A 470-nucleotide genomic window follows, 5' to 3' on the forward strand; every position below is an offset into this window, starting at 1 on the left:
TAACCAGTTGTGCGGATTAAAAGGCCAAAGCATGTTTAAGGAGATTTAAAGGCCTATTGTTGTTCAAATTCAGCCAATTCAGTATTGTAATACCACTAATTTTAGAACAAATTCTGGAACAAAGTCCATTGAAGGACTTGGCATAGGAGCATCTTAGATGGAATTGGTCACATAATTGAGAGAAGAAGGTTTCTATTTTTTTTCTCAGACCCCGATAAAAAGAGTTCCAGGGTGACTTTTGATGTTTCATATTGCCTCTTAAAGGAGTAATCAACTCTATTTTATGATCTTGACGAAGAATCTTTTGTTGCCTTAAAGAGAGGTATGCTTTATCTGCAATTATCTGACAATTATATACTTGTAACTCTAATAAGTGATCTAAAAAACAAACATAATGCCAATGAGCAGGCGTAATTGAAACCAAGGCAGCAACCCCACGATCCGTTAACATTACTTGCAGCTTAAATCCG

General features: G+C 35.7%; 1 protein-coding gene. It reads right to left on the bottom strand.

The window, feature by feature from the left end; all coding sequences use genetic code 11:
* Window positions 1-16: 16 nt before the first annotated feature.
* Window positions 17-470, bottom strand: a 454-nt coding sequence (locus tag BWI93_RS13630) for a transposase (RefSeq protein WP_141217459.1), incomplete at its 5' end; no start/stop codon positions are given.

Origin of the sequence: Siphonobacter sp. BAB-5385 (assembly GCF_002261125.1) — a bacterium.
Classification (GTDB): Bacteria; Bacteroidota; Bacteroidia; order Cytophagales; family Spirosomataceae; genus Siphonobacter.